The organism is Colwellia sp. BRX8-9 (assembly GCF_014077245.1).
Classification (GTDB): domain Bacteria; phylum Pseudomonadota; class Gammaproteobacteria; order Enterobacterales; family Alteromonadaceae; genus Colwellia_A.
Genome location: NZ_JACGVN010000001.1, coordinates 1 through 22,503, shown reverse-complemented (window position 1 = coordinate 22,503; position 22,503 = coordinate 1). Strand labels below are relative to the sequence as shown.

The 22,503-nt window shown below is 37.7% G+C and carries 20 protein-coding genes and 2 tRNA genes; 6 read left to right on the top strand and 16 right to left on the bottom strand.

Going from position 1 to position 22,503, the window contains the following annotated elements; all coding sequences use genetic code 11:
- Nucleotides 1-50: 50 nt before the first annotated feature.
- The 3 genes from H4J70_RS00110 to H4J70_RS00100 all read right to left on the bottom strand — a co-directional run bounded on the left by H4J70_RS00110 (nucleotide 51) and on the right by H4J70_RS00100 (nucleotide 2,773).
- Nucleotides 51-548 carry a pyridoxamine 5'-phosphate oxidase family protein gene (locus H4J70_RS00110; protein WP_182215241.1) on the bottom strand — a complete coding sequence of 166 codons (498 nt, stop codon included), beginning with the start codon at nucleotides 546-548 and terminating at the stop codon, nucleotides 51-53.
- 334 nt (nucleotides 549-882) lie between these two features.
- Nucleotides 883-1,590, bottom strand: coding sequence for a Crp/Fnr family transcriptional regulator (locus tag H4J70_RS00105; RefSeq protein WP_182215242.1), 708 nt, complete (start codon nucleotides 1,588-1,590; stop codon nucleotides 883-885).
- Between the two features lie 418 nt (nucleotides 1,591-2,008).
- Nucleotides 2,009-2,773 carry a Crp/Fnr family transcriptional regulator gene (locus tag H4J70_RS00100; protein WP_182215244.1) on the bottom strand — a complete coding sequence of 255 codons (765 nt, stop codon included), beginning with the start codon at nucleotides 2,771-2,773 and terminating at the stop codon, nucleotides 2,009-2,011.
- A gap of 540 nt (nucleotides 2,774-3,313) precedes the next feature.
- On the opposite strand from H4J70_RS00100, the gene H4J70_RS00095 reads away from it, so the two are divergent.
- A complete protein-coding gene (locus H4J70_RS00095) occupies nucleotides 3,314-3,763 on the top strand; it encodes a universal stress protein (protein WP_182215246.1) in 450 nt (149 codons plus the stop codon).
- Nucleotides 3,764-4,154: 391 nt separating this feature from the next.
- Complete coding sequence (acnA, locus tag H4J70_RS00090; RefSeq protein ID WP_182250449.1) at nucleotides 4,155-6,893, top strand: aconitate hydratase AcnA; 2,739 nt, start codon at nucleotides 4,155-4,157, stop codon at nucleotides 6,891-6,893.
- 168 nt (nucleotides 6,894-7,061) lie between these two features.
- On the opposite strand, the gene H4J70_RS00085 is transcribed toward acnA, so the two are convergent.
- From H4J70_RS00085 to H4J70_RS00070, 4 genes are all read right to left on the bottom strand, one after another.
- A complete protein-coding gene (locus tag H4J70_RS00085) occupies nucleotides 7,062-7,277 on the bottom strand; it encodes a hypothetical protein (protein WP_182215249.1) in 216 nt (71 codons plus the stop codon).
- Nucleotides 7,278-7,416: 139 nt separating this feature from the next.
- Nucleotides 7,417-8,400, bottom strand: coding sequence for a protease modulator HflC (hflC, locus tag H4J70_RS00080; protein ID WP_070373525.1), 984 nt, complete (start codon nucleotides 8,398-8,400; stop codon nucleotides 7,417-7,419).
- Entirely contained in the window at nucleotides 8,397-9,515 is a 1,119-nt protein-coding gene (hflK, locus tag H4J70_RS00075; RefSeq protein ID WP_182215250.1) for an FtsH protease activity modulator HflK, read from the bottom strand. The genes hflC and hflK overlap by 4 nt, the downstream gene beginning before the upstream one ends.
- A gap of 466 nt (nucleotides 9,516-9,981) precedes the next feature.
- Nucleotides 9,982-10,491, bottom strand: coding sequence for a DUF1269 domain-containing protein (locus H4J70_RS00070; RefSeq protein ID WP_182215252.1), 510 nt, complete (start codon nucleotides 10,489-10,491; stop codon nucleotides 9,982-9,984).
- A gap of 567 nt (nucleotides 10,492-11,058) precedes the next feature.
- On the opposite strand from H4J70_RS00070, the gene H4J70_RS00065 reads away from it, so the two are divergent.
- Nucleotides 11,059-11,514 carry a cytochrome C gene (locus tag H4J70_RS00065; protein WP_182250448.1) on the top strand — a complete coding sequence of 152 codons (456 nt, stop codon included), beginning with the start codon at nucleotides 11,059-11,061 and terminating at the stop codon, nucleotides 11,512-11,514.
- A gap of 17 nt (nucleotides 11,515-11,531) precedes the next feature.
- Nucleotides 11,532-11,726, top strand: coding sequence for an MBL fold metallo-hydrolase (locus H4J70_RS00060; RefSeq protein ID WP_220466035.1), 195 nt, complete (start codon nucleotides 11,532-11,534; stop codon nucleotides 11,724-11,726).
- A 193-nt stretch (nucleotides 11,727-11,919) separates the two neighbouring features.
- Here H4J70_RS00060 and H4J70_RS00055 read toward each other — a convergent pair whose 3' ends face one another.
- The 9 genes from H4J70_RS00055 to rlmKL all read right to left on the bottom strand — a co-directional run bounded on the left by H4J70_RS00055 (nucleotide 11,920) and on the right by rlmKL (nucleotide 21,804).
- Complete coding sequence (locus H4J70_RS00055) at nucleotides 11,920-12,165, bottom strand: CDGSH iron-sulfur domain-containing protein (RefSeq protein ID WP_070373520.1); 246 nt, start codon at nucleotides 12,163-12,165, stop codon at nucleotides 11,920-11,922.
- 380 nt (nucleotides 12,166-12,545) lie between these two features.
- Nucleotides 12,546-13,370, bottom strand: a complete 825-nt coding sequence (locus H4J70_RS00050; protein ID WP_182250447.1) for a LytTR family DNA-binding domain-containing protein — start codon at nucleotides 13,368-13,370, stop codon at nucleotides 12,546-12,548.
- Nucleotides 13,367-14,440 (bottom strand): sensor histidine kinase, encoded by a 1,074-nt coding sequence (locus tag H4J70_RS00045; protein WP_070376930.1) that lies wholly within the window; start codon nucleotides 14,438-14,440, stop codon nucleotides 13,367-13,369. Before H4J70_RS00045 ends, H4J70_RS00050 begins: the two co-directional genes overlap by 4 nt.
- 120 nt (nucleotides 14,441-14,560) lie before the next feature.
- Nucleotides 14,561-14,911, bottom strand: a complete 351-nt coding sequence (gene hinT, locus H4J70_RS00040) for a purine nucleoside phosphoramidase (protein WP_182250446.1) — start codon at nucleotides 14,909-14,911, stop codon at nucleotides 14,561-14,563.
- Nucleotides 14,912-14,931: 20 nt separating this feature from the next.
- Complete coding sequence (gene bluB, locus H4J70_RS00035; RefSeq protein WP_182250534.1) at nucleotides 14,932-15,585, bottom strand: 5,6-dimethylbenzimidazole synthase; 654 nt, start codon at nucleotides 15,583-15,585, stop codon at nucleotides 14,932-14,934.
- Nucleotides 15,586-15,691: 106 nt separating this feature from the next.
- Nucleotides 15,692-17,488, bottom strand: coding sequence for a DUF3466 family protein (locus tag H4J70_RS00030; RefSeq protein WP_182250445.1), 1,797 nt, complete (start codon nucleotides 17,486-17,488; stop codon nucleotides 15,692-15,694).
- A gap of 24 nt (nucleotides 17,489-17,512) precedes the next feature.
- On the bottom strand, nucleotides 17,513-19,420 hold the full coding sequence (locus H4J70_RS00025) for an ABC transporter ATP-binding protein (RefSeq protein ID WP_182215263.1): 1,908 nt from the start codon (nucleotides 19,418-19,420) through the stop codon (nucleotides 17,513-17,515).
- A gap of 3 nt (nucleotides 19,421-19,423) precedes the next feature.
- Nucleotides 19,424-19,669 (bottom strand): glutaredoxin family protein, encoded by a 246-nt coding sequence (locus H4J70_RS00020; protein WP_182243499.1) that lies wholly within the window; start codon nucleotides 19,667-19,669, stop codon nucleotides 19,424-19,426.
- Nucleotides 19,669-21,804: a bifunctional 23S rRNA (guanine(2069)-N(7))-methyltransferase RlmK/23S rRNA (guanine(2445)-N(2))-methyltransferase RlmL gene (gene rlmKL, locus H4J70_RS00015; RefSeq protein WP_182221907.1), complete on the bottom strand. Its 2,136-nt coding sequence runs from the start codon at nucleotides 21,802-21,804 to the stop codon at nucleotides 19,669-19,671. Before rlmKL ends, H4J70_RS00020 begins: the two co-directional genes overlap by 1 nt.
- Nucleotides 21,805-22,167: 363 nt before the next feature.
- Here rlmKL and H4J70_RS00010 point away from each other — a divergent pair.
- Nucleotides 22,168-22,244 (top strand) — tRNA-Met (locus H4J70_RS00010).
- A 150-nt stretch (nucleotides 22,245-22,394) separates the two neighbouring features.
- Nucleotides 22,395-22,471: transfer RNA gene (locus H4J70_RS00005), tRNA-Met, on the top strand.
- Nucleotides 22,472-22,503: the final 32 nt, after the last annotated feature.

Sequence of the window (22,503 nt, the reverse complement as noted above, 5' to 3'; positions counted from 1 at the left end):
AAGCACAACGCTCAAAGCGTTATGAATTTATCTATTATATTTACTCACTGTTAACGACTTTCATCAGGCTCAATTGATTCATGAACATTATTTACTGCTGAAACTCCCGGAGTAAATAGTTGTCTGATGCTGTTCAACATCGTGTTATGCTTCCAATGCTCTGCTCGCACTAAACTTACTTTCAATAAAGCAATGTCTGGGTTATCCAATCCATCTTGAATCCACGTTTCATAACGTGACTCCCATAATTTAATCAACATAGCTTCACTTTTAATTACCTGAGTGATCCCAGATACCGAAATAAAATTGTTATCTTCTTTGATAAAACTAAGATTGACGAAGCTGTTTTCAGTCAATTCACCAATCAACTCTGAAGATAGCGTTGTAAAAAAGAAGAGTTCTCCTTCAGCGCTAACTTCAACGGTTTCCATCGGTCGACTTTTCATTATTCCATCAGCGGACCTAGAAACAAGCATTGCTACATCACCTATATTAATGAGCTTTTGAATATGTGAGATATCTCTCTGTAAATGCTTTTCACTTTGCATGCTAATTTTCTCCGATTAAATGTATTCAACGGTGTTATCTGTTTTTAGAGACGGCTAAGATAGTTAACATAAAAACAGTTATATTTGATTTATTAAGCTAAATCTAAAAATATTATACGGTGACAAGGGAGGTCGCTCTGTACGTTAGCGTACTGTCTAAAGAGTGTGTTTTATCCTAAACGGCTTAAAACTAATGCTGGCAAGTTGAAACAGAGGGTTTTTAAGGTGGTCTTAGCGCTGATTAACAGACTAAAAATAGTGTAAAATACTGTTTGAGGTTATAATAGATGTCTTTACTAATGCTTATTTAAAACAAACGAATAGCTAAAGTGGTCTAGTTTAACCTATTGGTATAATTACCTTTCATCAGCTGATAACACTCACAAGCTTCCCGCTCTAAGCCCTTACGATTAAGTATCTGAATGGTACCTCGTGTATAGCTAATTAACTTTTTATCTTTTAATAAGCAAGCGGCTACTGTTATCCCGCTTCTTCGAACACCAAGCATATCAGCAAGAAATTGATGTGTTAGGTTTAAATGAGTAGAATGTGCCCTATCATCAGTCATGAGTAACCAACGAGCAAGACGAGATACTATGGGATGAAATCGCATGCAGACTAATGATTGTGAACCTTGCACAAACAAAATATAAAGGTAATCATTCAATCTTTTTAACAGTAATGGAAAGTTTTTCAGTTGATACTGAAATTGCTTAACAGATAAGCGCAGCGCTGTTCCGGACCCCTGAACAACAGCTCTATCAGGTGCCGATTGTACTCCTGAGATATTGGAAATACCCAACATACCTTCATTACCGATAATACACAGTTCAAGCGGTGGGTGTCTCGTACCTGTAGTGACCAGTGAAATATACCCTGTTAAAGGATAAAATATGTAGTCAATGCCTTGCCCGCGCTCATGCAATATATCACCGGAGGTTAAATGGACTTGCTCGCATTGCGCTACAATAGTTTTTCTGAGTTTACTTGGTAGCCCATCTAACAGCTCATTGGTGACTTCTTGCTTTTCTTTTGATCGCATATGTTTGCTCTCTGATACAGAAAAATGATATTGCCTTAAATAATTAAAATTTAATTTATAGCAGCAATAGTCAAGTGTAAGCGATATAAAATAGAGGATCTGTGCGCTGGCAAACATTACTCACTTATATGATGACTTTATAACTTACATATTGAAAATGATTAGTTCACTAAGCAATAGCGGTGTCTATAATGTCGCGAGGTTTTCTTCAATGTCAGCGCTAAAGTCTTAACGTTTTGATGCGGATATTGCAGGAAAATTTTTGATAAAAGTCAATGGCGTGACAGCCTTATTTAGCGCAATAGCTGATATTGTGCTAAATATCTAAGCTGATTAAAAACTGAGCTTTAATACTGATAAAAATCATCAATTTATAAAGATAAAAGACAGTATTACTCATTAAAACAAATAACCTTGATTAAAGATTAATAACGTTTTTTGATTGATAATAAACTTTTTCGTTTTCATGAGGGAGCAATCGGTCGGTTTCTTTTTTTACAACCGCGTAGCATTCACAACTTAAGCTTTCAAGTTTCTGCCTATTTAATACGGTAATATGACCGCGATGATAATCAATGACACCCAACTTCTGCAGTTTTCCCGCAGCTTCGGTCACACCTTCTCGGCGAACCCCTAACATATTACCAATAAGTTCCTGAGTCATCACTAGGGTATTATCGGGTAAACGGTCAAGCGACAGTAAAAGAAAACGGCATAATTGCTGATCAATCGTATGGTGGCGATTACATACTGCAGTCTGTGACATTTGAGTAATAAGGGATTGGGTATAACGAAGCATTACTCCTAACAATTTTCCATGTCGATGGAATTCTTCGGTTAAGCGTTTTCCTTTAAGCCGATAAGCATAACCTGCACTTTGAACCACAGCTCGGCTAGATGTACTTTCTCCGCCCATAAACAACGCAATACCAACAACGCCTTCGTTACCGACCACAGAAATTTCTGCCGAAGCGCCACTCTCCATTACGTATAATAAAGAAACAATAGAGTCAACGGGAAAGTATACATTAGCGAGCTTATCACCGGCTTCGTACATCACCTCGCCTAACTCTAGCTTTACTAATTCAACAAAAGGAAAAAGTCGTTCTTTTACTTCATCAGGCAAGACAGCTAGTAAGTTATTTTGTAAGGGGGTAATTTGAGTGTCGATTATTTTTTGCATCGTGAGTCGTCCCTTCTTAAGAATTAAATCAAGCTACTAGATATTATTATACCTTAACAAAAACAATCTCGCTGTTCGGTTCGATACCGTACACAACACTCTTTTTAGATGATCATTTTTATTTTAGGTAATTAAAGTATATATCGCACTAATCGACATTTAGACCACCTAAAGTAGATGCGCTTACATTCAGATATAACAACATAAAAAACAACAATAACATTTAAAGACAAAAACTTAAACTTTCCACTACGGTAAAGTCTAACGAAGAAATAGCCTACTGCTCTAGTGGCTTTCGCATAAAAAATAGTACGATAATTATTAGGTTATGTGTGACAGCGTACAGATATATCTTTACGTAAAGTACAAGGTAGTATTTAGAGCTTAGCGTTATAAAATTTTATTCATTAATGGAATGGACAAGACCATAAAAGTTTTACTTCAGTAAAAGAAGTAGCACCCTTTAAAACAGGTAAAACAACAAGTTAATGCTTTGCCAGCCACCAATAAAACCCTTATCATTTAATTGAGGAAAACGTTATGTATAAACATATTTTATTTGCCACAGAACTTCATGATTCAAAAAACTATATTGAAGATAAAGTCGCTCAATTACAACAGTTCACCGACGCTAAACTCAGTATTATTCATGTGGTAGAGCCGATACCTAATTATGGTGGAGCACTCGGTGTTGTTCCGAGTCCAGACCCAGTTGGCAGTTTTGGTAATACAGAAAAACGAAAAGAACAAGCCAAAGAGATACTTCAACCATTAGCTAAAAGGCTAAATATCACCGAACAACACTTGTGTATATCGGTCGGATATATTAGCGAAGAAATATTGGCTTTCGCAGAGCACGAAAATGTCGATTTAATTATAACCGGTAGCCATGGGGTACATGGTTTACGGTTATTATTAGGCTCTACCGCAAATGCCATTTTACACGGCGCAAAATGTGATGTGTTGGCAGTGCGCTATAAAGAGCAATAAGCATTGATTTAAGCAATAAATATATTGCTTTGAATATTATGATGGTAACGAACCTGCTGTGAACGAGCCAATCAATTAAGTCGGTAATTAATATAATATCGTTAATTATCTATCGGTTGCAGCAAGACTTACCTTTCCATAACAGGTTTTTATCGAGGGTCGTATCACTAATTTATCCTGTCTTATCAAATCGACTTATCATGATAAATTATTTGACTCGAGTCTCATTTGTAATAAACACCCTACTGATTGTTATATAACTATACATGTTACCAGCCCTTTATTTTGGCTGCCACATTATGTTTTCGTCCATGTATGCTAGGGTATATTAACTACGTTTATCATTATGCGTATACCAATCAGATTAATACTTTTAATGGAGATAACGACAATGGCCAACTCTATACAACGTTTGAAGCAACTTGAAATTAATGGTGAAATTTGCCACTACCACAGTTTTGATGGTTTAGCGGATAAGTATGACCTTTCACGTTTGCCTTTTGCCGCTAAAATCCTTTTAGAAAACTTATTACGACATGCAGATAGTGATTTTGTCCAACAAGGGGATATTGAAACCTTAGCCAATTGGGATGTAGACAACTGGCAGGATACTGAAATTGCCTTTGTACCTGCTCGCGTAATTTTGCAAGACTTTACTGGGGTACCCGCCGTAGTTGATTTAGCGGCTATGCGAGATGCGATAGTCAAAATGGGTGGAAAAGCCGAAAAAATAAACCCATTAAATCCAGTCGAATTGGTCATCGACCATTCAGTTATGGTCGATGTGTTTGGTCAAGCTGATGCGATGGAAAAAAACACCGCAATTGAGTTTCAGCGTAATCGCGAACGTTATCAGTTTTTACGTTGGGGTCAGCAAAGTTTTGATAATTTTAAAGTGGTACCACCGGGCCGTGGTATTGTACATCAGGTAAATCTCGAATATTTAGCCCGCGTAGTATTCAAAAAGCCCGACGAGAATAATTTACTTTACCCTGATACCTTGGTTGGCACCGATTCACATACCACCATGATTAATGGCTTAGGTGTGTTAGGTTGGGGAGTCGGCGGTATCGAAGCTGAAGCGGCGATGCTGGGACAACCCGTGACCATGTTAATACCTGAGATTGTTGGTTTTGAATTAACGGGGAAATTACCTGCAGGAACTACAGCGACTGACTTAGTCTTAACGGTAACCGAACAATTACGTGCTGCAGGTGTGGTTGGTAAGTTTGTCGAGTTCTTTGGTTCTGGGGTGAATGAGCTGACCTTGGCCGACCGAGCGACCATAGCCAATATGGCGCCAGAATATGGGGCAACGTGTGGAATTTTCCCCATCGATCATCAAACTACCGATTATCTGCAATTAACCGGGCGTGACAGTGACCACATTGAACGCGTAGAGTCCTATTTAAAAACGATGGATATGTGGGGAACGCAATCTCAACAGCATGCTGTTTATCATAGCCGATTATCATTAAAACTAGATGAAGTAGTGCCTTCTATTGCTGGTCCTAAACGTCCTCAAGACAGAATTTCACTTGACCGTGCCGGTCTGGCGTATCGTGACTGGTTAGCTTTACAACACGGTATAAAACAAGCAGTCTCGAGCGATAGTGAAAGTGGCTTTGAAAGTGAAGGCGGACAACCTTCGGTACTATTACCTGCTAGTAATGAAGATTCAGGCGTTCCCTGTCAGTATGCTGATGAAGACTTTGTATTAAAACACGGATCCGTCGTTATAGCGGCAATTACCAGTTGCACTAATACCTCAAATCCATCGGTATTAATTGCCGCTGGACTATTAGCCAGAAATGCCCGGTTGCGAGGATTAACGGTTAAACCTTGGGTAAAAACCAGTTTTGCACCTGGTTCACAAGTGGTCACTGATTATCTGCTTAAATCTGGCTTAAATGAAGATTTAGATGCCCTTGGTTTTCAGTTAGTCGGATACGGATGTACTACCTGTATTGGTAACTCCGGCCCTTTACCTACCGAAATTAGCGACGCTATTCATCAAGGCGATTTATCTGTTACCTCTGTTTTATCGGGTAACCGTAACTTTGAAGGTCGTATTCATCCAGAAGTCCAAGCTAATTATTTAGCCTCTCCTCCTTTGGTCGTTGCTTATGCTTTAGCGGGTAATATGAAGATAGATATTACCACGGGCTCACTAGGTGATGACCCTACAGGTAAACCGGTTTATTTACATGACATCTGGCCAGATAGTCAGGAAATTAAACAAGTTATCGAAAAAGTTATCGACAGTTCAATGTTTATTTCCCGATATGAAGATGTTTATAGCGGTAATAAAGACTGGCAAGCGCTGGATATAGTACAAAGCCAAAAATATGATTGGCCAGCTTCTACCTACGTTAAATTGCCACCATTTTTTAATAATATTAGCGCAAAAATACCAACTATTAACCCAATTAAAAATGCTCGATGTTTATTAAAACTGGGTGATAGTGTCACTACTGACCATATATCTCCTGCCGGTTCGATTGCGCTAGATAGCCCCGCGGCTGAGTATTTAAAAAGTGAAGGCGTCTCACCCAAAGACTTTAATTCTTATGGCTCTAGACGCGGTAATCATGAAGTGATGATGCGCGGTACTTTTGCCAATGTTCGTTTACGAAATTTATTAGCACCCGGCACTGAGGGCTGTTGGACGACACTGATGCCATCGGGTGAAAAAATGAGTGTTTTTGATGCGGCGATGCAATATCAACAACAAAACATTGCTTCGATTGTTTTAGCTGGAAAAGAGTATGGTACGGGCAGTTCTCGTGATTGGGCCGCCAAAGGGCCAGCTTTATTGGGCGTTAAAGCGGTTATTGCACAGAGTTACGAACGTATTCATCGCTCTAATTTAGTCGGCATGGGGATATTACCATTGCAATTTATGCCAGATGATAATGCCGAGTCAATAAAACTAACAGGTGAAGAGCAATTCAGTATTCCTGCCGTGAGTATTGGGCAGAAAACGGTGACAGTATCTGTTAAAAATGAAGAGGGTAATGAACGTTCCTTTGAAGTAAAAATTCGTATTGATACACCCAACGAATTCAAATACTACCAACATGGTGGCATATTACATTATGTGCTACGAAATTTAGCGTCGACAGACTAATGTTGTTACCCTTCTTAATTAATTTTGAAGGGTAAATTTTTTAGCATAATGTATAAACAGGTCATATTGTTGACCTGTTTATTATTCATTGTTGTAGAGGTTAACATTCAACTTTAGATTTTAAATGTAAATGCCTGAACCCTAGTCAATATTAACGATACTAATGGCCTATTCCTTAACAGGAATACCTTCGAGTAGTTCTATAATACTGGGGTTGTTGTTTATATAGGCTAAATTAATGAGGTATTTTTTTTCAAGATCTTGCATGGATTGATTTGCTAGTAAGTTTTTTATTAATAACGCTTCGCCATTTCCTATTGCGGTTTTCAAAGCAGAGAAGTTCACGGTAGCGTGTTTATTTTGATTCGTATGATGAGATCCCATGATAACACTCCGTTAATTATTCTTTATGATAGTCACCGCTACTCCTAGCATCTAACGATGCAAATTAGGAGTACCAGTAAAGCAGTTTTTATATGTAGACTTATTCGTATTGATGCTATTTAAAATATCAATGTAGCGCTTACTTTTCGATGATATTTTTTGGGGGGTTGGCATTGTGTAAATATTTAAATAAGTCACTGTTAGTCGACAGTACTAATGTCGTATCTTCGCCAATAGCAAGCTCATAGGCTTGTAAGGTTCGTGTAAAAGCATAAAATTCAATAGATTCTTGGCTTTGGCTATGTGCGGTAGAATAAATTCCAGCGGCTTTAGCATCGGCTTTACCGCGAATTTCTACAACTTGACGATAAGCTTCTGATTGAATTTTATTTAAATCACGTTCGCGGTTGCCTAATATTCTAGCTGCCTCACCTTTGCCTTCAGATAAGAACCTTTCGGCAATTTGGCGACGTTCACTGATCATCCGCTCATAAATTTTAGGTCGTACACTTTCATTATAATTAATGCGCTTAAAACGAATATCTAATAGTTCAATACCAAACACCTTAACCTTTTCTGCCGCGGCGTTAAATATGTCTTGTTCGACAAGTTTCCTACCTTTATGGATAGGTACTAAACTGCCCATATCTAATGCTTTTTCTGCATCAGTTAACAATGGGTCACGCAGAGGTTGACGGCCTTTCGTGGTCCGAATAATTTCAATTAGCTTATGTGTTGCTACCGCATTTCGTGTCTCACTACCAAAAATATCATCTAATCTCGATTGCGCACTGCGTTCATCACCCAGACGTAAAAAATACGGCAATGGGTCGGTTATCTGCCAGCGTGCATATAAGCTAACAGAAATATATAACTTGTCCTTTGTCGGCATATCTGAAGGTGTACCTTCCCATTCCAACACACGTTTATCAATCGAATTAACCTGCTGAATATAAGGTAATTTAAACTTAATACCAGCATCAACAACCGGCTCCCCCACGGGACGACCAAATTGCGTAATAATGACTTGTTCGACTTCATTTACGGTATAAAAGGCGCCATAAAGTAAGGTAATAATAACGAATAGCAAAATACTCGTGAATAAGCTTAAATAACGTTTCATGGTTTTCTCCCTTCAATAGATGTTAAATCAAGCAAAGGTAAGACATCTATTGTGCCACTATCGATGATAATTTTATTGCTTATGGATGGCATTACTTTTTGCATGGTCTCCACGTAAATGCGCCTGCGCGTGACCTCTGGCGCCAATTTAAATTGGTCATATAGTGCATTAAAACGTAATACATCACCTTCTGCTTCATTAATTCGTTTTATTCTATAGCCATCTGCTTCGCGAATACGTTGATCTCGCTCGCCTTCTGCCAATGGGATAATACGATTGTAATCTCGGCGCGCTTCATTAATCAGCTTTTCCTTTTCTTGTTGAGCCTGATTTACCTCATTAAATGACGCTTGAACGGGCTTTGGCGGATTAATATTCTTTAATTGAACTTGGTCGATACTAATGCCCATTACATATTTAGTTGCCAAAGCCTGCATTTTTTTAAGTGCTTCAACTTCAATTTCTTGGCGGCCAATAGTGATCACTTCGTCAACAGTTCTATCACCTACCACTTCACGCATCACTGATTCAGAAACATAGCGTAACGTACCTGCTGGATCACGTACTTCAAATAAGTAATTTTTGGGATCAGCAATTCGATACTGAATAACCCATTCCACCAGTGCAGTGTTCAAATCCCCCGTCACCATTTGCGTTTCACCCACTTGATTACTTGCTACGGCTAAGTCACGCTCACGAGCACTACGGCCTATATTGTTTAAAGAATCATTGAACGAGTTGTTTATGGAGATATTTTGGTCAGGGTCTTTAGCACCAGGCGTTGAAAAGCCAAACTCTTGCTTCAACTGCCGCTTTGTTGGCACTATGTTCACTTGCTCTATACCTAAAGGTAATTTGAAATGTAAACCCGCGGGGAAAATAGCTTCAAACTTACCAAATCTCAGTACAACGGCTACAGAATCGCTAGGAACTGTGTATACCGCGGTATAAATACCACCAGTGAGTAATATAACTGCAAGGATAATCCATCCAGGTTTTTTGCCACTACTCGTTGGCAGTAATTCTTGATACTTTTGAAAAAATTTACCGACTACTTTGCTTAGATCAGGTAGCTCTGATTTGGGCTTTTTAGCGTTGTTATTATCTGGCGTCATAGGCTCCTCTCTTTATTAACTAACCTTCGAAAAATAGGTTTTAACTTTATAATTAATGACTGCCCCATCCTATCAAACTGTAAAATATAACTTTAATTAAATAAATCGTATTATATTATTTGTTTTTGGATAGACACACTTTGTAATTTCCTAGTCAGGATCATCAGAAAATTCTACGATAAATAATATTAGTTTTCTGTTCGATACCACACGTAGTCGTCATAAATCATTTCAGTTAATACAGCCGGTGATAGATAGAACATCATCACAAATATTGAATTTTGATTGAAGTTGAGTGTCGAAATAACGTTTTCACAGCTTGGATTTATTAGATAACTTTCCATTGAATCTGAAAAATTCAAATGGTGATTTTTTTTTATAAGTGCTTACGTTAACCCTTGATGTGGCCAGTAGTAGATAATTACTGACGCACTTGTGCAGGCAAGGTCTCTATTTAAAAGGAGGGCTAAAGTGGTGGGACAGTAATTTCTGTTTGACGAATCTCAACCAGCGGACAAACACTGGCTACTTTATCGTGATATACCTCAATCTGGTGATCAGCTGGAACATCCAACATCATCAGCACTTCGCCATTACTAATTGCAGTTTCGCATGCAACCTTCTCCTGATCACTTAAACCAGCGCCTACCATACCTGAGACCCAAGCACCAAAACTCGCACCCGCAACGGTAAAACCTAAAATAGCGGCACCACCAAGGGCTAAACCCGTAGCCGGAAGGGTTATAACCGCCAGACCTGCCAATAATCCAGTAGTTCCACCAGCAATAACACCCCGTTTGATCGCTGGGTACAAGTCTGAATCATCCAATGCATCCGCTTTGGGGAGTTCGCTTAAATCGATTTTATCGTTTGCTATTAGATGCATTTGACTGTCGTTAATGCCATCAGCACGAAACAAGTTTACCAATTCACATGTAACCTTAACATCGGGGGCTAGAAAATAAATACGTTTCATTTGTTGCTCCTGTGTGCAGCCACACTGGCTAAAAACCTTATAATGTTAACAGGCATGAACTGCAGTATTTGATTAAAACAAGAAGGAAAATTTTAATAATTCCCCTATCGATAAAGTGCATGTTTATCCATAAGTCATCATAAATTCATATCCACAAAGCGTCTGTGCGTTGCCACACATTATTTAATGAAGTGATCTAAAGTCATAAATTGCATTGCTTAAGCTATGATAAACAACGTCAAAACTTACTCTCTGCTTATCAATGAGATCTTAACTAACGACAAGCTGATTGATCTGTATCAACCTTGATTCAGATAAACTAGCGCTCTTTATCAACAGTAACTAGACTAAAAATCAATCGATTAGTAGAAGCTACTACCTCTACCTTTGCTTAGGTATCTGTTTAATTTATTCTGCTATTTAATGAATGACCCTTGATATGATTAGAAATTTTTATTTCATTTGTCATTATTAATGGGCAAGAATTGATTCTCTATTATCTTCATATAGCGCAGAGTGTTAACTAGCTGGCTAATAATTCAACCTAAAAATGATTAAGGAATAATAATGAAATACTTTCTATTGAGTTTACTTGTCGTTATGTCATTAACACTGTTCAGTTGTGATAACGGAATTGACTCACCAAGAGGATTTAGTCTGCCTACAGGGAATATTGAAGCAGGTAAAATAGCTTTCTTAAAATATCAATGTTTAGCCTGCCACACACTCGATGGTGTTAATGATGATAGTATTGCAAAGCAGCAAACCCTTTCAATTTCCCTGGGTGGTAAAAAAACTAAAATAGTCACTTATGCTGAATTGGTTACCTCTATTATTAATCCATCCCATAAATTTTCAAATTTACATTCACCACAGTTTAGAACACCTCAGGGTGAATCAAAGATGAAAGTCTTTAATGATGTAATGACTGTGACTGAACTCATTGATTTAGTATCTTTTTTACAACCTAACTATTCATTAAAACCTTATCAACAAACCAGATATCAATATTATCCACATTAAAAGGTATGGGAGTTAACATGAACATTAAATTTTTTGGAGCCACTAGAGAAGTCACTGGCTCTTGCTATTTGGTACAGGGTAATAACAAAAATATACTGATTGAATGTGGTATGTTTCAAGGTTCTCATCACCATGAAAAACACAACCATGACCCCTTCCCTTTTGATGTTAGTGAGTTAGATGCTGTGGTGATCACACATGCATCAGGCTAATGTAACCCAAGCAAGTTATAAGTAAAATATTATAATCTAAGAGGGGGTGGCAATTTGCATGGTCATTGACCAAGATATTATTATAAGGAAGGGAATTGGTTAATATCTTTGTTAATTGGTTTGTCGACAATACTGATAAAACTAGGGTCAAACAAAACAGCGTTTGTCTTTGCCTAGTCGCAGATAAAAAATTTTAGCTTAGGGCTTTTTTATGGCTACCATCACACATCGGCTGAGATGCCGTTTGTTTACAGCCACAAAAAAATACTTTTTTTGACTCTGTTGCGGTATATCTTACTGGTGAGAATTCTGAGCCTTTATGAGAGCCATCACAAAAGGGTTGTTTTTGGCTTTCCCCACAAGAACACCAAGAATATTTTTTACCTTCTTCAACGTCGACTGCAAAAGGTGTGTCAGATGCTCGTACTGGTGTAGACATAGTAATCTCCATTAATTGATATATAGCGCCCGATAAATAGGCAAGTAACTGATATTTAAAGTAAGCGATAAAGCCATAAAAGCCAACTGTTATTTATCCCAGTTGAACTTTAATTATCTGTTGAGTAAAAAAATCATAAGAAAACTGCACTAAAGTCCAAGGTCAATAAAGGGATTTTAAAATTTTATCCTCTGACATTTGAAGAATAACTATGCCAAGTGAAGTAACAATAATAAAGTTAACCCAAAAGACTAAAGCCATTAAAAACAAGGCTGCTTAAGGAATAGCGTTCAATGAAAAGGTGGATTAAAAAAACCTGCGCTGTTTAATAACAGAGACGTAAAGCAAATAATTCAATTGGAAATACTAATTTTGACGCTTTAAATACCAACAGCTTGTTTAACTTTTTCTTTGTAACTTCGACTAACTTTTAATTCTTTGCCATTACTCATCACTAAGTAATATTCGCCATTAAGTTGGCTACAAAACTTATCTACATAATTTTTATTAACTATGGTTGAGCGATGACTGCGCACAAATTGCTTTGGGTCTAATATTTCTTCAAGCTGCTTCATGGTTTTACGTAATATATGTGTAGCACTATGGGTATGAACACACATATAGTCTCCCGCAGCGTCAATCCATAAAATGTCTTTAACTGGTACTCTACTCACTTCGCCTGCATCTTTTATAGCCAAGATATCAGAGTAAGAGGATAAACTTACCGGTTGATTATTTGCGAGCTCAGCTAAAATTTTATCACAATCATTACCGGTAACATCACTAACTAGCTGAATAAGTTTAGATTTATGAGCAGCATTTTCTGAGCTGATCAGGCTCTGCCTAACCTTGTCCATAGATTCGGCTAGGCGATTTTCATCAGCAGGCTTTAACAGATAGTCTTGTGCGTGAACTTCAAAGGCTTGTAAGGCATATTGATCAAAGGCGGTGACAAAAATAACAATGGGTAGCTTTAATCCTCTTTCAATAATAGCTTGCACGACTTCAAAACCATTGAGGCCTGGCATTTGAATATCAAGAAACATTAAATCAGGTTCATAGGCTCGCACAGCTTCAAGTGCTTCACGACCATTATGGCATTGCGCAATAATATCAACGTCTTTATGATCCGCTAATCTTACGGCAAGGCCTTTCCTTGCTAAAGGTTCATCATCAACTATGATTGTTGACAGAAGCTTTGTCATGTATTTATCTCTAGTTCATAGGGCATTCTAATGCTCACTTTAACACCTTTTGGCGTATTATTGGCAACAACTAAAGAAAAATCACTACCGTACAATGCGGCTAATCTTTCTCGGCTATTTGCGAGGCCAACACCATTCTCACGATAAAGATTACCATTTTTAATTTCAGCGCCAGGACCATCATCGGCAAGTTCTAATAATAAGTCATTGGCAAAGCGGGTCACCGTAACTTTAATGGTACCGCCACTCTCTTGAGAAGCAATAGCATACTTAATAGAGTTTTCAGCAATAGGTTGTAATATCATACTGGGTACTAAGGCATTTTTACAATCATCCGCTGCGATAAACTCTACACATAATCGGTCTTCAAATCTAACTTTTTCTATATCTAGGTAAAGTTTTAGTGCATGCAACTCACTATTTAAGGTGACTTTTTTCATCGGATCTTTATCAAGAGAATAACGAAGAAACTCACTTAATTTAGTCACCATACCATTGGCTATTTTATTTTCATTAACCAAAATAAGGGTAGAGATTGCATTAAGAGTATTAAACAAAAAATGAGGATTGAGCTGATAACGCAGCATTTTAAGCTGAGCCTGGTGAGCGACACTGTTAGCTTCTAAAACATTTTGTTTTTCTTTTTGCAGCATTTGATAATATTTTGTACCAAAGTATAAACCACTCCAGCTCAAAATAATAAAAAATGAATAAACACTGTTAGTGGTGTAGTACAGCCAAAAATCAGGGCGATAACCGTGCTTGTATATTTCCCAGTGGTTAATGTTTTTAACAACTTGCCAAAGTACGCCAACCAAATAAGAGGCGACTATGACCACAACGGCTATTTTTGCCGGACTAAAATTCCAAACTCTACGATATAGGTAGCGCAGAGGCACAGTGAACAGCCAACCTGCATAAGCATTGAGAAAAATTATCACGACAAAAATATCACGAGGATCATGTAATAATGATCCTAAATAATGCACTAAAGCAAATCCAAACCAACTTGTGCTATGCACTAACCAAAAAAGTCGGTTCTTATTTTCTAATAATTCTTTCCAATTCACGCAGTATAACCAATAAAAAATCTTATAATAATTATGAAGTAGCTTTGCCATTCACGCATTACCGTTGACCGTAGCATTTCAGCGACTCAACTCATTTGTATTCAATATAAATACAAAGCTTTAAAGCGCTATCATTTTACCTAAACGTTGCCCACCGACTAAGTGCATGTGGATGTGATAAACCTCTTGGCCGCCATGCTCATTACAATTAATAATAAGGCGGTAGCCATTTTCAGCAATGCCCTCTTCTTTGGCTATTTTTTTAGCAACAGTGATCATACGCCCTAGAGTGAGCTCATCATCGCCAGTGACATCATTAACCGTCGGAATTAATTTATTTGGAATAATAAGGACATGGGTACTCGCTTGTGGTGTTATGTCTCTAAATGCTGTCACGAGTTCATCTTGATAGAGTAAAGGTGTTGGTATTTCTTGTCTGATTATTTTTGAAAAAATAGTTTCTTCTGCCATGATATGCTCCGTTGTGTCTGTTAGTTTACTTCTGGTGTCCACTTATTATAGTGTATCGCGTTATCAACTGAACGTCTCGGTAACCACCCTGCACTTTCTAATTCAGGTTTGTCTTTGAAATGTGTGACATAACCAACGCATAAATAAGCAATGATTTCAATTTTTGTGGGAATATTCAAAGCATCTCTAAGCTTGTCGTCTTCGATAATACTTACCCAGCCAACGCCTAAATTTTCTGCTCTTGCGGCAAGCCATAAGTTTTGTACAGCGCAAACCGCGCTGTATAAATCCATTTCAGCTTTGATCGTTTTTCCTAAGACAACTGGGCCATTTCTTTCTCTATCACATGTGACACATATTCCTATCGGCGCTTCTAATATCCCTTCAAGTTTTAACTTTTGATAGCTTTGTTGTTTATCATCAGTAAACATTTTTTCAGAGACCGAATTTGCTTGCTCAAATCCATGCTTAATTTTTTGTTTTGTTTCTTTATCATTAATAACAATAAAGTCCCACGGCTGCATGAAACCAACACTGGGAGCATGATGAGCGGCGGTTAATACTCGCTTTAAAACATCTTCTGGGATGGGTTTGTTAATATAATCGCTTCTAACATCTCGACGTGAAAAGATAGTTTTATAAACCGCGTCTCTTTCTTTTTCAGAAATATGCATTTGAATAATTTTTGCTTGAGGTAAATGAAATAAATAACAATGTCGCATAAAAAAGGTCTAGGTTAATAATTAACCTAGACCTAATCATATATTTAAAAACTCATCGTTAGCTTTTTTTAAACACTCGTCGAGTAAAGCCAAAGGTTAATAGAGCGAATAAACTGATAAAGCCTAAACCAGCGCCTTCTCTTTCTATTTTTTTCTCTACCGCTGAACAGTCATCTATCTCACCCGCTAACGGTCTCAATGTAACAGCACGAACAACATCTTCTAAAAGCTGCTCGCCAGTATCTAAATCAAACATCAATTCACCTTTTGCGTCACGGCGAGGTGCTTTAACAAGTGCTGAAGCAGATATTTCATTTTTATCGTTAATGTCTCGCGCTTCGATAATTGTGTACTGTGAGTCACAAGTTAAAAAGTCATTGAGATCGGTAAAGGTCTTACTGGCAATCTCATACATAAAAGCATGTCTACGACGAGGAGACTGCTGATCGTTATGTGTTTCAACTTCACCTTCACCAACAATAATACCATTTTCGTTAATAGCACGTGCAGTACTTGATGAGCCCTTGAAAAAGTCATCAGGCATTATCATTTGCATACCACTATCAAAATCATTGGTATCTACATGAAAGAATTTTGTACGCGTATTACCATTAACCACAGTTTTAGTATGGCCGATAGCAATACCAGCATTATTAATACCGTAAGTACGAGAATCAAAAAACTTACTATGATCATCAGTGAAGTCTTTCACTTGACCATTTTTATAAACTACCGCATATAAATTTCGACGTTCACTTCTGCTTGGTTCGGTTTCGTTCTCATCCACCCAACCATGAGCAAAACCAACAGCAACGCCATCATTATTAATAGCCTGTGCGTAGTTAAGGAATTCTCTTGTATCATCAACATTTGGTGTAACTAAATGCCCTAAAGTCTCAGTCTTTGTCACCCCTTCTAAACTTAGCGTCCATTTTATTGCTTCAGTGTTATACATACTCGACACTGCATTTTGAATACAAATTTCGAACGGAGCATTTGCTAAAATAGCAGGGTCTGCACAGCCACCCGTTTCATCAAAAATAAAATCAAGCGCTTCTTGATCGATACTCGTACTGGCATAACCTACAGCAAATAAAGATTCACTCATGTCTAAAATAGCAGAATCACCGCCTAAGCGAAGATTCTCGGCAACATCGTCACCTTCAGTCGGTGGCTTTAATTCAATAATGGTATTGCCTGCATCAGGAGAATAAAAGGCTCTTGAGGTAAAATCACGAACCCAATAGACAACAGGGTTATTATCAGTGCCCGTAAATGGCAATGCAGTATATGGAGCTGAGCCGTTACCATAAATCCAGCCATCATTAGTAATACCGTTTACATAATCAACCGTTGAACGCGTCAATGTTGTGGTATCTGGGAAATATTGGTCAAATACAGCAAAGCTTTCAGTATCACCCGCTTTACCTGTTAAGTTACGCATAGCCAAGATATTACCAATTTTTTGATAAAACCTAGCTGAGCTACTGCTGTTTTGACTAGTCAAATACAGGACAGCCCAAGCTAAATCATTAGCGGTTGGATTGCCTAACCTTAAGTCGTTTTCGTTTTCAATATCGACTAAGCCATCAACATCTTCATATTGTAAATTGGCAAATCTAACAATACTATCAAAATCATTAGTATCAAAGTACTGAAATTGAACGGGAAAATTATAAATATCTGAGCCAGAAATAGCCATTTGATTTTGGTTGTTTTCTTGCTGAGCATAACTATATTTAACTATATCAATGCCACCTTTATCGATAACTTCATATTTAGCTGCCTGTGCCATTGATAAACTTAACGCACTGCTAATTCCTAAAACTAATACAGATTTTACAAATTTGTTCATATACTACTTAACTCTCATTTCTTGTTATAATTCATCTAGCTCTTGCCATCTTGCGAAAGCGATTTCGAGTTTTGACTCACTTTCTTCAAGCTGGTTCAATATATTTTTTGTTTTATCACTATCTTGAGCAAAAAAGTTAGCGTCGTTGACTTGTTCTTGCAATGAATTTATTAATGCTTCAAGTTCATCGACCTGTCCAGGTAGCGCTTCTAATTCACGATTATCTTTGAACGATAATTTTTTTTTAGTAGGCACATTAACTGCAGATTTACTCTCACTCACTGAATTAACAGGGGCTTTTATACCTTCAGCTAACTGCTTACGCTGTTCAGCTTTGTATGCTAAATAACTATCAACATCATCATAACCGCCAACAATATTTGTTATTTCACCACTGCCGTCAAAGTAAAGACAACTATTTACACAATTATTAACAAAATCTCGATCATGGCTTACTAAAATAACGGTTCCTGCATAATTTGCAACGACTTCTTCTAATAATTCTAAAGTTTCTATATCTAGATCGTTAGTTGGCTCATCGAGAATAAGTAAGTTGCTGGGTCTTAAAAATAGACGTGCTAATAACAAGCGATTTTTTTCACCACCTGAAAGCGCACGTACAGGAGTTCTAGCACGTTTAGGACTGAATAAGAAATCTTGCAAATATCCCAATACATGGCGTGTTACACCATTAACAGTGACTTCTTGCTTACCTTCGGCAACGGTGTCCTGAACGGTCATACTCAAGTCTAAAGCATCGCGATGTTGATCAAAATAAGCCACATCTAAATTAACACCAACACGCATCTTTCCTGAGGTGGGTTGTTGTTGTTCCATGATTAATTTGATTAACGTTGACTTACCCGTGCCGTTGGCACCAATAAGGGCTAAACGGTCGCCACGCGTTATAAGTAAATCTAAACCATTAAATATGGTTTTATCACCAAACGCCATATGCAAGTTTTCACACTCAAAGACTAACTTACCTGAGCGATCTCCGGTTGATATATTAATATCGCCCTGCTTCTTAACTTCACGTCGTTCTTGGCGTTCGACTCGTAACTTTTCAAGTGAACGAACTCTGCCTTCGTTACGAGTTCTGCGAGCCTTAACCCCTTGTCTTATCCATACTTCTTCTTCAGCTAGACGCTTATCAAAAAGCGCATTTTGTGTGGACTCAACTTCTAAGTCGTGAGCTTTTTGTTCGATATAAAGATCATAGTTACCAGGATAGCTAACAAGCTGACCACGGTCTAAGTCTAAAATACGGGTCGCTAAACCACGAATAAATGCTCTATCATGACTAATAAATATGATAGTGCCTTTAAAGTCTTTTAGAAATTGCTCTAACCACAACACACTACTAATATCTAAATGGTTAGTAGGCTCATCAAGTAATAGCACGTCAGGCTCGCTGACTAATGCTTTCGCTAATGCCAGTTTACGTAACCAACCACCAGAGAGATCGCAAATCATTTTGTCTGCTTCTAGCGCTAGCGTGGTTAATACTTTATCGATACGTTGTTCATCTTGCCAAGCATTGGCTTGGTCAAGTTGTTGTTGAACGTTCGATAATTTATTAAGATTCTTCTCTGAAGGGTCTTCACCAATAATATGAATTATATGGTGATATTGCTTAATCAATTCTGCATTTTCAGCAACACCTTGAGCAACATAATCAAAAACGCTCATTTCAGATGATTCAGGTGGATCTTGCTCTAACATCGCTAACTTAATGTTGCTCGACATCAAAATTTGACCATCGTCTAGGTTCTGTTTACCCATCAACACTTTCATTAATGAAGACTTACCTGCGCCATTTTTACCAACTAGACAGACGCGTTCGCCCGTTTTTACCGTTAAGTCTGTCTTATCTAAAATACTGTCTTCACCGAAGGCTAATTCGCCTTGAGCTATTCGGATTAATTCCATGGTTTATATCAACTCTACTACTTGTGATTGTTCGAAAGGCCAGAATAATAATGTGTTATCACTCAAGCGCTCTAATACGGGAATATGAACACCGTATAAATTTACTAAATTATTTTCATTACTGGTGTCATCATCAATAATATCAACCACCTTAATTTGGTGATCGGGTATTATATCAACAATTAACTCTGCAGCTTGCTCACAAAGGTGGCAACCGGCACTACTATATAAGTGAAATAAAACACTCATTAAGCCGTAACTTTTTTACGGGTAATTAACCAACTGTTATGGATGTGCTTATTACGCTGAAAATCTTTATCGCGGGTTAACTCTGAAATTGACTTCACCTCAAAATTTAAAGCAGCAACAGCGTCAAAGTCCATTTTGAAGTTTCGCTTATTATTCGTGAAAATAAGCTCACCGTTTTCAGCAACACATTTCATTGCATCAGTAATTAACGCCACGTGATCGCTTTGCACATCAAAACTGTCTTCCATACGCTTAGAATTTGAGAACGTTGGCGGATCAACAAAAACAACATCATAAGTGCCCCTATGCTCTTTTAACCAAGTTAAACAATCGGCTTGTACAAATTGATATTTATGACCTGACAATTTATTCAAGGCAAAGTTTTCTTGTGCCCAGTTCAAGTAAGTATTCGACATATCAACAGTAGTAATACTTGTTGCGCCATGCAGTGCGGCTTGCAATGAAACAGAACCGGTATACGCAAATAAATTAAGCAATGATTTGTTTTTAGCTTTCTGTGCAACAATTTGCCTGGTTTTACGGTGATCTAAAAATAAGCCTGTATCAAGGTAGTCCCATAAATTAATTTTTAATTTTGCACCATGTTCGTTGATAATCATCGACTGTTTGCTTTGATCAACACGTTGATATTGGTCACTGCCCTTTTGCTTGGCACGGGTTTTTAATATCACCTTATCGGTAGGAACACCGAGTACCTTAGGAGCAAAATAGATAACTTCTTGCAAACGTTTTGCTACTTTACTTTCTTCGATAATTTTAGGTGCTGAATACTCTTGAATAACCAAATACTCACCATAAACATCAACCGCGACATTATATTCTGGAATATCTGCATCGTATAAACGATAACATTCAATATTTTCTTTTTTCAGCCAGCTTTTTAAATTTTTCTTATTTTTTAATAAGCGATTACCAAAATCCGAATCTTTATCTTCGAATTCTGCATCATTGTTTTGCCCTGAAGCTTGTTTTTCATCGACGTTATAAAGAGCAAGTTGACAATCTAATGGACCATTCTTAAATTTATAGCGTTTGTGGCTTGCTAGCTTCATCATCGAAAGCAATTCAACATTCGCTGTTAAAATAGCAATACGCCAGTCCACAAATTGTGCTTTTAGTTTTCGACCTAATAAAACAAAATTTTCAACAAGTTCTGGTAATTCACCAATACGCTCCCCATAAGGAGGGTTAAGTAAAAAAGTACCATTGTGGCCAAAACCATTATTTAAATTATTGATATCTTTACATGAAAATTCAATAAACTTTTGTACACCGGCATTACGAGCATTTACTTGTGCGGTATTTATTACTCGGCTATCAATATCAATACCAAAAACTTTTGCTTTTAATTCTTCAAGACCAAGATGTGATTTTTGTTTAGCTTGAGTTAATTGTGCTTGCCACGGGTATAATTGATGACCAAGCCAACAATCAAATCCCCATTTTACTCTGTCGATACCCGGCGCGTAACCTGCGGCCATCATTATAGCTTCAATTAAAATCGTGCCAGAACCACACATAGGATCAACAAGCGGTTTAGTGGTATCATCTAACCAGCCCGAACGAGTAATAATAGCCGCCGCTAGATGCTCTTTTAATGGCGCAGCACCCGAGTGCTCGCGATAGCCACGCTTAAATAAACTACGACCAGAGAAATCAAGATAAATAACAACCTTTTCTCTTAACAAACGCGCTTGAAAACTGATGTCTGGCGTACTTTTGTCAACAGAAGGTCTATCCATACCTTGATCACGAAAATGATCAACTAGCGCATCTTTAATCGTAAGCGCACCAAACTGGGTATTTCTGATTTCATCACTTGACCCGACAAAGTCGATAGCAAAGGTATGGTTACTCGAAAATTGTTCAGACCAATTAACACTTTGCGCGGTTGCAAAAAGTTTATCTTTATTTTCAGCATCACCTTCAGCAAGTTTTAATAAAATTCGCGTTGATAAGCGACAATAGAGACAGATTTTATAGGCCTCTTCAATTGTTGCCGTAAAATATACGCCTTCAGGCTTTTGCACGACTTGTGATGCTTTTAAATCTTTTAGCTCTTGAGCTAATAAAATTTCTATACCAGGAGATGTTAATGCTAAAAATTGCTGCATGAGTGTTTTCCAGACCGATTTATGCCCGCAATTATAAACAAAGACGCTAACTACTTATATAGAGACGTGCATAAAACACCAATATTCACTGATATATATTTTAAAATATTTTTAATAACCGTATTAACAGACCTTAAAGGTCACAAAACCACCATTTAGACTACAATTAGGGCAATTAACTGCCTTTTTTTAATAGATGTAAAAATGTTAAAGAAACGCCTTGCAATGTGATGTAACTATCCTTAAGATACGCATCGCTTTCAAGGGCTGAGGCTTTTGAAATGCATTCGTTAATAACAAGAATTAAAACAGTTATGGCTTGTTTATGTGTAACCTTTGATGGGAATACTTAAACCATTCGGACGCGGGATGGAGCAGTCTGGTAGCTCGTCGGGCTCATAACCCGAAGGTCGTCAGTTCAAATCTGGCTCCCGCAACCAACTTACGCTTAAGTATAAAAAGCAGGTCGTCAGTTCCCTCTCGAAAGATACGGGATCCGATAACCAACTTACGCTTAAGTATAAAAAGCAAATTCTTAAGTTTGAATTAAAACAACTTGGCTTTCCTAAGAAGTTATTAGGACATTCGGACGCGGGATGGAGCAGTCTGGTAGCTCGTCGGGCTCATAACCCGAAGGTCGTCAGTTCAAATCTGGCTCCCGCAACCAACTTTAACTCAAGTATAAAGAGTGTTTGTACT

What these genes read in the sequence shown, in the direction of transcription:
- H4J70_RS00110 (WP_182215241.1), bottom strand. Translation starts at nt 548, where the DNA reads ATGCAAAGTGAAAAGCATTTACAGAGAGATATCTCACATATTCAAAAG.
- H4J70_RS00105 (WP_182215242.1), bottom strand. Translation starts at nt 1,590, where the DNA reads ATGCGATCAAAAGAAAAGCAAGAAGTCACCAATGAGCTGTTAGATGGG.
- H4J70_RS00100 (WP_182215244.1), bottom strand. Translation starts at nt 2,773, where the DNA reads ATGCAAAAAATAATCGACACTCAAATTACCCCCTTACAAAATAACTTA.
- H4J70_RS00095 (WP_182215246.1), top strand. Translation starts at nt 3,314, where the DNA reads ATGTATAAACATATTTTATTTGCCACAGAACTTCATGATTCAAAAAAC.
- acnA (WP_182250449.1), top strand. Translation starts at nt 4,155, where the DNA reads ATGGCCAACTCTATACAACGTTTGAAGCAACTTGAAATTAATGGTGAA.
- H4J70_RS00085 (WP_182215249.1), bottom strand. Translation starts at nt 7,277, where the DNA reads ATGGGATCTCATCATACGAATCAAAATAAACACGCTACCGTGAACTTC.
- hflC (WP_070373525.1), bottom strand. Translation starts at nt 8,400, where the DNA reads ATGAAACGTTATTTAAGCTTATTCACGAGTATTTTGCTATTCGTTATT.
- hflK (WP_182215250.1), bottom strand. Translation starts at nt 9,515, where the DNA reads ATGACGCCAGATAATAACAACGCTAAAAAGCCCAAATCAGAGCTACCT.
- H4J70_RS00070 (WP_182215252.1), bottom strand. Translation starts at nt 10,491, where the DNA reads ATGAAACGTATTTATTTTCTAGCCCCCGATGTTAAGGTTACATGTGAA.
- H4J70_RS00065 (WP_182250448.1), top strand. Translation starts at nt 11,059, where the DNA reads ATGAAATACTTTCTATTGAGTTTACTTGTCGTTATGTCATTAACACTG.
- H4J70_RS00060 (WP_220466035.1), top strand. Translation starts at nt 11,532, where the DNA reads ATGAACATTAAATTTTTTGGAGCCACTAGAGAAGTCACTGGCTCTTGC.
- H4J70_RS00055 (WP_070373520.1), bottom strand. Translation starts at nt 12,165, where the DNA reads ATGTCTACACCAGTACGAGCATCTGACACACCTTTTGCAGTCGACGTT.
- H4J70_RS00050 (WP_182250447.1), bottom strand. Translation starts at nt 13,370, where the DNA reads ATGACAAAGCTTCTGTCAACAATCATAGTTGATGATGAACCTTTAGCA.
- hinT (WP_182250446.1), bottom strand. Translation starts at nt 14,911, where the DNA reads ATGGCAGAAGAAACTATTTTTTCAAAAATAATCAGACAAGAAATACCA.
- bluB (WP_182250534.1), bottom strand. Translation starts at nt 15,585, where the DNA reads ATGCATATTTCTGAAAAAGAAAGAGACGCGGTTTATAAAACTATCTTT.
- H4J70_RS00030 (WP_182250445.1), bottom strand. Translation starts at nt 17,488, where the DNA reads ATGAACAAATTTGTAAAATCTGTATTAGTTTTAGGAATTAGCAGTGCG.
- H4J70_RS00025 (WP_182215263.1), bottom strand. Translation starts at nt 19,420, where the DNA reads ATGGAATTAATCCGAATAGCTCAAGGCGAATTAGCCTTCGGTGAAGAC.
- H4J70_RS00020 (WP_182243499.1), bottom strand. Translation starts at nt 19,669, where the DNA reads ATGAGTGTTTTATTTCACTTATATAGTAGTGCCGGTTGCCACCTTTGT.
- rlmKL (WP_182221907.1), bottom strand. Translation starts at nt 21,804, where the DNA reads ATGCAGCAATTTTTAGCATTAACATCTCCTGGTATAGAAATTTTATTA.